We start from the raw sequence: 7,740 nt of genomic DNA on the forward strand, positions 1-7,740 counted from the left end.
TCAGCTCCAGCTGTAGCACTTAAACCTATTGGAAGAACTGTACTGTCAATACTCTCTACTGGTAAAGATTGAATTGTAAAGTCTTCTCCTTTATCATTTCCAACAAATCTTGTAAATACATCAAATGAAGCTCTTGCATAGTTTCCTAAATCATAACCTGGATCTAAACCTTCAGTTGCATTTTCGAAGTATTTGATGTTCGTATCAATTGTTACACCTTTTGATGTTGCTAATAATTGAATACTTGGAACTACCACTCCCCCTTTACTAAAGTTTCCTCCTGTTAATGGTTGTACTTTTCTTTGTGATTGATTAAAAGTAACATTTGATACGCCTGCTGCTGCTTTTACAAAGAATCCTTGTCCAGGTGCTAATGAACTTTCTCCTGTTATTAATGATTTTCCTACATACTTAGCTTGCGCGTTATCCCAAACGTATACACCAACATTTACAAGATTGAATTTACTTACGTTACTATTGATAAAGTTAGTTCCTGCATTTTCATTGATTGGTAAAAACGCTGTGTAAGGATTTCCTATAGCATTCCATTCTGAAGCTACAATTGATTTTGCTACATCTGTAGTTTCTATAGTTCCTGTAAAGGTTACACTTCCATTTGTTAATCTAGATACTGCATAGCTTCTACCTTTTTCAAAGGTTAAAGTATTTGTAGCTAAATCATCAGTTGTATAATATACCCATTTAGAACCAGCTGGTTTGCTATCATCATAATATGCAATAGCATATCTATTTGGTGTTACACTTGTATTAATTCTAATATCATTTGCTGCATTCTCTGCAAACTCTTTAATACTTTGTCCTGCTACTGGTGCAGAAACGATACTCCAAACATTAGCTTTTAATCCTCCTCTTTCGTAGGTAACTTGTCCATTAGAAGTTCCTTTTACTATTAATGTGCTACTATTTGTACTTGTAGAAGTCATTGTAAAGTTTCCGTTATTCTCTAAATCAGATGTTATTGTTATAGAGCCTCCAGATTGAACATCTAATATTGACGAATTATTTATCCTTAAATTATTTATACTTACATTAGTATTTGCTTCAATTTTAGGATTGTTTATCGTATTTTCAATTAACACATCACTCGTATTTATTGGAACACTATTATTTTTCCAATTAGTTGTTTCTAACCAATTAGAGTTAGTATTTCCATTCCATATCAATTGATTTTGTCTCGTATGTAGATAAAATCTACCTATGCCATCTTGAGCATTATCTAAAGAAACAGTATAGTTTGTAGTTTCATCTAACAACACATAATTTTTCAATTCTTTATCTTCAATAAAAATTTCAAGATTTGCTGGTAAATTTGTCTTTTTTATACTAAAAACAACTTCTTTTCCTGCATTTGCTTTTAATCCGATAGGAATTACCATAGCATCATAATTTGAATTTGGTAATGCTTGATATGTAAAGTTACTTGTAGAAGATCCATCAACTAAATGAGTATATATGTCAAAACTTGCTCCATTAAAATTTCCTACATCATACCCAGGATCTAACCCTAAAGTAGCTGTATTTCTGTAAATAATTGTAGTAATTACAGTTACTCCTTCTGAACTTATTTTTAATTCAATTGTTGGACTACTAGATTTTCCTTGTTGAAAACCTTGTGCTAAATTAACCGAATTGTTAGTTAATGTATTTATCATCAACTCTCCTATTGTAAAATCTAAAATTGTAGTTCCATTGTCTAGAGTTCCTCCTCCATTCCCTATAACATTACTTGTAATTGATTGTCCTATTAACAATAAACTACTTCCTAAAAAAAGTACTATAAATGAGTATAAACTTTTCATTTTTTTTATTTTGGACTAACTTAATAAGTTTCTTTAATAAAATTTATTGCTCTTCTATTTTTTTAATCTACTCTAAACGAAATTCCATCTAAAGAAACCCAATTTTGTCCTCCATTAAAATTAAGCCCATTAAAAATTACATTTCCATTGGCAGCTATATCAACTCTGACAATTCCAGCCTCTGTAACCACTGAAAATATTCTTTGCTTTTTAGGCCTATATCCTATTGGTAATGTAAAAATTACTTCTCCTTGAGTTATTTCTGAAGTTTTACGAACTAAACCGCCTAAATACACTCTATTGTTATCAATATAAAATCTTCCATCTTCAAAAGCACTTCCATTATTTATACTATAATTTTCCCATCCCGAATTAAAAGCAAGAGTAGAAACTGTTTCTAATCCATAATCTTTCCAAGTCATATTTCCTAAGCCATCTGTTATCATCACTTGATTTGCACTACCATCTTGAGCTGGTAATGTATAAGGTTTCCCATTCCCTCCATTATCTCCATCTAAAGTTAGTTGCCCATTTAAAGTAGTATTTCCGTTTTTTAACATTACTAAAGCATCACTTCTTACCCCGGTAGAAGTACCATTCCCTATTACAAATAATCTATCATTTGCAATATGACTAATGGCATTACCTGCCTTTGGTGTATTGTAAATTCCGATTGAAATCTGTGCATGACTTTCTGCTAAAAGTGATCTTCCAATTGCTGAAGCATTTTGCCCTTCCACAACATTATTATACCCCATTGCTATTCCATAAAATTTATTTACTGTATTGAAACCTCCTGATATAAATGTTTGTGGTCCAATAGCTTTATTTTCAAACCCAAAAGCTGCAGAATAAAAACCTACATTTTCATCACTCCAACTTGATGAATCATTCGTTGCTCCTGCTCGAAAAGCTCCTTTACTTTTATCAAAAAACATTCGCCTATTATCATTGCCATTATTGATGTCATCATCCAATTGTGTACTACCAAATACAAAATCATCAGTAGCTAGCATACCTAAAGCATTACTTGTTACATTTCCTGCTGTTGAAAAAGCCCCTCCAATATTTGACCATGAAAGATTTCCTGCGCCATCCGTAATCATTACTTGATTTATATTTCCATCTTGTGCAGGTAACGTGTACCCTCTACCTGTGCCTGAATTATCAGCATCTAAAGTTAATTGCCCATTTAAAGTAGTGTTTCCATTTTTTAACATTACTAGTGCATTACTTTTAGTTAAAAATGTTCCATTTCCAATTACAAAAAGTCTATCAGTATTAATTGCAGATATAAGATTTCCGTTTACTGTAGCATTATTATATCCAATAGTAGTTTGTCCATAACTGTTAGACTCATTATTTAATCCAAAAACTAAAGAAAACTCTGCTTTTGATTTATTTTCAGCTCCAAAAGCACCTGCATAATTACCTGTAACAATATTTCTATTTCCAATAGCATAACCTGTCTCACCAGTTACTTCACTATATCTACCTATAGAAACCGATCCTTCTGTTGTTGCTTTTGTAGAAACTCCCATAGCTACAGAACCATATCCTACATTTGCATCATCCCATTGGTTTCCAACATTTCCTTCTCCAATATCATCAACTGTTATACCTGCTCTAAACGCTGCTTTACTCTTATCAAAAAAGAAACGGCTATCATCATCATTTATAGTACTATTATTTGCTAATTGGATGCCTCCAAAAACAAAATCATCAGCATTAATTCTTCCAGATGCATTGCTAGTAACATTAGCTGTTGTTGAAAATACTTTATCTCCACTCTTTGTTGCATAATTTGAATAGGGAACACTCTGTAATTCTGAACTTCCAATTACTGCATAGTTAGTTCCTCCCGCTATGTCAACAGCTACTTGAAGCCAATATTTATTGGCCCAATTAATTGTTGAAAAATTATCTGTAGTTGTTCCAGTTCCTATCGAAAATGATATTACTCCTTGCTCATTAGAAGTAACACTATGTATTTCTTCATATACGTTTGTTCCTGACACACTTCCTTGTAGTAAGCTAATTTTTACTCCAATGGTTTTATTTTTTATTTCAATACCTAAGTTATTTCTAATTACTGCTTGATAATTAAAAGTATTAGATGATTGTCCATAAATGACTGTAGTTATAAAAATAAATATAAAAAGACTATAGATTTGTTTCATTATTAGTGTAGTTTTTTATGAAGCGGATTTTAGATTCTTTGGTATGTATGTATAATGATACATTCTAAAATAAGATAACCCTATTTGAAAAAGCGCAAGCCATATGACTTGCGCTAAAACCTCCATTTGTTAATCAAAATTACTCCCTGGATCTTCAGGACTTTGAGCTTGTGCTTTTTGTGGATTTAAAATCATATAAGTTCCCAAGGCTGTTAAAGCTGTATACTTACCGTATTTTCCAAGCTTTTGTAATGCCTCTTTTCTTGTGATTTTATTTTTATTGTTTTCTATATTTTGATTGTTCATTATTTTATTTTTTTAAGAATGATTTTTTTACTCTTTATTCCAACATTCGTATTAATTCTTACTATATATACTCCTGCCTCAACGGACGGTAAATCAATGCTGTTTTTACCAATTCCTTCAAAACTATTTTTATAAACTAACATCCCAGCTGTATTATACATGACAACTTCAAAAGAATCTCCTTGTACCCCCTCTACAAATAATTTATTATTTACATTGTACAACTTGATATCTACTAATGTTACTTCTGGAATTTCCACTTGTGCTTTGGTATGTAAGTAAAATCTTCCAATATCATTTGTCCCTGTTATTGTTAATGTATAGTCTTCTATATTTAAATTAACAAACTTTCCTAACGCTCTATCTTCAAGGTACATTTCTACACCTATTGGCAATGAAATACCTTTTCCTGAAATTGTTATTAAAGTTCCTTCTTTTGCTTTAATTCCTACTGGAACAATAGAAGTTTCTTTTGAATCGCTTGGTAATGATTGGTAAGTAAAGTTCTTCTCTGATGAGTTATCTATTAGTCTTGTATAAATATCTAATTTTGAACCATCAAAATTTCCTACATCATATCCTACATCTAATCCTTCAGTTGCATTTTCTCTATAACTGATATTTGTATTTACTTTGACTCCTTTTGAAACTATAGATAATTCTATAGTTGGAACAACTGCTCCTTTATTAAAGGTTCCTCCTGTAACTGGCTGTAACATTCTTTGTGCTTGTTTGAAAACTATGTTATTTCCACTATTAGTTGTTTTTACAAAGAAACCTTGTCCTGGTGCCAATGAACTCTCTCCACTTACTAAAGTTTTAGCAATGTACTTGCTTTGTGCATTATCCCATACATATACTCCAACATAAGATGGATCAAAACTAGCCGAGTTTTCATTGATTAAATTAACTCCTGAGTTTTCATTGATTGGTAAAAACGCTGTATATGGGTTTCCTACAGCATTCCACTCAGACACCGCCACAGGTTTGTTTACATCTCCTGTTTCTATAGTTCCTGTAAATCTTACAGAACCATTAGTTCCCCTAGAAATAGCATAACTCTTTCCTTTTTCAAAAACAATACTATTTGAAGCTAAATCATCTGCAGTATAATACACCCATTTATTTCCAGCTGGTCTATTATCATCATAGTATCCAACAGCATATCTATTAGGTGTTACACTAGTATTAATTCTAATATCATTTGCTCCATTTTCAACAAACTCTTTAACGCTCTGTCCTGATACTGGTGCAGAAACTATACTCCAAACATTAGCTTTTAATCCTCCCCTTTCGTAAGTAACTTGTCCATTAGAAGTTCCTTTTACTATTAACGTACTACTTTTTGCTGTTGTAGATGTCATTGTAAAGTTCCCACTATTTTCTAAATTACCTTCGATTCTTATACTTCCATTTTCATTAATATCAAATGAAGAAAGTGATTCAACTGTTAAATCATTAACCTGTACCGCAATACCTACCATTGGAGTATTTACTACATTAGGTATTAATGCATTTTGAGTACTTGTTGGTGCAGTATTCCCACTCCAGTTTGTTCCTTCTATCCATGTTGTATTGGTACTTCCGTCCCAAATAACCTGATTTAAAGCTGGTGTAATACTTAAAGTATTATTTACAAAACTTAAGGTATAATTATTATTTAATGCTAATGTACCTTGGTTAATAACATAAGTTCCTACTGTTTCTCCTGAAACTCTTGTTAATGTCCCTGTAAAAGCATCACTTCCTACTACACTTCCATTGGTTATTTGGTAAGTCAATGCTGGATCTGAATCTCCATAAACCTTTGACTTTGCATCAGCAGTTACTTCTATTAACCTTTTACCAATAGTTAAATTATTTCCTACAAAACTTAAGGTATAATTATTATTTAATACTAATGTACCTTGGTTAATAGCATAACTACCTAAAGCTTCTCCTGAAACTCTTTCTAATGTTCCTGTAAAGGCGTCACTAAATTGTAATGCTCCATTCGTAATTTGATAAGTTAAAGATGGATCTGAACTTCCATATTCTTTTGATTTGGCATCTGCAGTTACTTCTATTGCTCGTGGATTAATAAGAAGACGTGCAGATCCTGCATTCGTATAAGTAATTGAATACGAAGATTGACCTCCATTTGTTGATGTTATTAATGAAGTTAAACTTCTTATTTGATAGTTTCCAACATTCTCTCCTCCATCTCTAAACCTTCCAAACACTTCAATAGCATCATCAAACGCTAATGAACCTTGTGTAATTGCAAAAGGAAAACTTAACTTAGATGGATCTGAATCTCCATAAACTTTTTGTATTGCTGCAGTTGGTACAACACGTATAAATCGAAAGTCTATATAAAAATTAGCTCCAACAAACGTAACATCATAATTATTATTTAAAACTAAAGTTCCTTGGTTAATTCCATAGTTACCTTGAGCTTCTCCAGTAGCCCTTGCTAAACCTCCTGTAAACGCATCACTTCCTACCAAACTTCCATTGGTAATTTGATAAGTCAATGTTGGGTCTGAATCCCCATAAACTTTTGTTTTAGCATCTGCAGTAATTTCAATTACTTTCTTTCCTACTGTTAATGTTTGTGTCACATTAGCAGCTGCATTATAATTTGTATTACCTCCTTGAACTGCTGTAATTGTCGTTGTACCGGCTCCAACAATAGTAACTGTACTTCCTGATATTGTTGCTACAGATGTATTAGAACTTGTATAACTAACGTTTAAAGCAGCATTTGAACTTGCAGTTAAATTAAAATCTGCATCTCCATAAGTTACATTTGCTAAACTTCCAAATGTAATCGTTTGATTTACTTTGTTTATTGTTAATGTTTCAGTAGCTGTTCCTTGGTAATTAACTTCATTAATTGTTCCTACTACTGTATATGAACCAGCATTGATTGGTGCTGTTGTTCCACCATTATAAGTATAGCTTACTGATAAACCATTTGGAGTTGTTGTAGAAGATACAGGCTTAGCTGTTCCATCATAAGTTTGTGTAAGATTATTAATTACAATTGAAGCTGTTGCTTTTGTTATTGTAAAATTATCTGCCACAAAAGATAAATCATAATTGCCTCCTAAGGCTAAACTTCCTTGAGCAATTGGATATACACCAACATTTTCTCCTGTATTTCTAGTTAATGCTCCTGTAAAGACATCGCTTCCAACTAAATTTCCATTAGTTATTGAATAAGTATATGTAGGATTAGCTGTTCCAAATACTTTTGATTGATTAGCATTTACCGTTACTTCTATTGCTTTTTTAGTAATTGTTAAATCATTAGAAACGAATGAAAGTGTATAATTATTACCTAACATTAAACTTCCTTGATTTACAGAATAATTACCAACATTTTCTCCTGTATTTCTACTTAATGCTCCTGTAAAAGCATCACTTCCTACTAAACTTCCATTAGTTAT

Annotated in this window: 3 protein-coding genes and 1 pseudogene; all 4 read right to left on the bottom strand. The window is 31.9% G+C overall.

All coding sequences use genetic code 11. The annotated features are described in order from the left end of the window. Positions 1–1,820, bottom strand: a pseudogene (locus F7018_RS11630) (hypothetical protein); the annotation flags it as partial. Positions 1,821–1,882: 62 nt separating this feature from the next. Further along, positions 1,883–4,000 carry a hypothetical protein gene (locus tag F7018_RS11635; RefSeq protein WP_150900244.1) on the bottom strand — a complete coding sequence of 706 codons (2,118 nt, stop codon included), beginning with the start codon at positions 3,998–4,000 and terminating at the stop codon, positions 1,883–1,885. 129 nt (positions 4,001–4,129) lie between these two features. Further along, the gene (locus F7018_RS18490; RefSeq protein WP_175578720.1) at positions 4,130–4,306 is read right to left on the bottom strand and encodes a hypothetical protein; all 177 of its coding nucleotides are present in this window, start codon (positions 4,304–4,306) and stop codon (positions 4,130–4,132) included. Next, positions 4,306–7,740, bottom strand: a 3,435-nt coding sequence (locus tag F7018_RS11640) for an MBG domain-containing protein (RefSeq protein ID WP_150900245.1), incomplete at its 5' end; no start/stop codon positions are given. The genes F7018_RS18490 and F7018_RS11640, both read right to left, overlap by 1 nt.

This window comes from Tenacibaculum aiptasiae (assembly GCF_008806755.1).
Taxonomy (GTDB): Bacteria; Bacteroidota; Bacteroidia; order Flavobacteriales; family Flavobacteriaceae; genus Polaribacter; species Polaribacter aiptasiae.

What these genes read in the sequence shown, in the direction of transcription:
- F7018_RS11635 (WP_150900244.1), bottom strand. Translation starts at nt 4,000, where the DNA reads ATGAAACAAATCTATAGTCTTTTTATATTTATTTTTATAACTACAGTC.
- F7018_RS18490 (WP_175578720.1), bottom strand. Translation starts at nt 4,306, where the DNA reads ATGAACAATCAAAATATAGAAAACAATAAAAATAAAATCACAAGAAAA.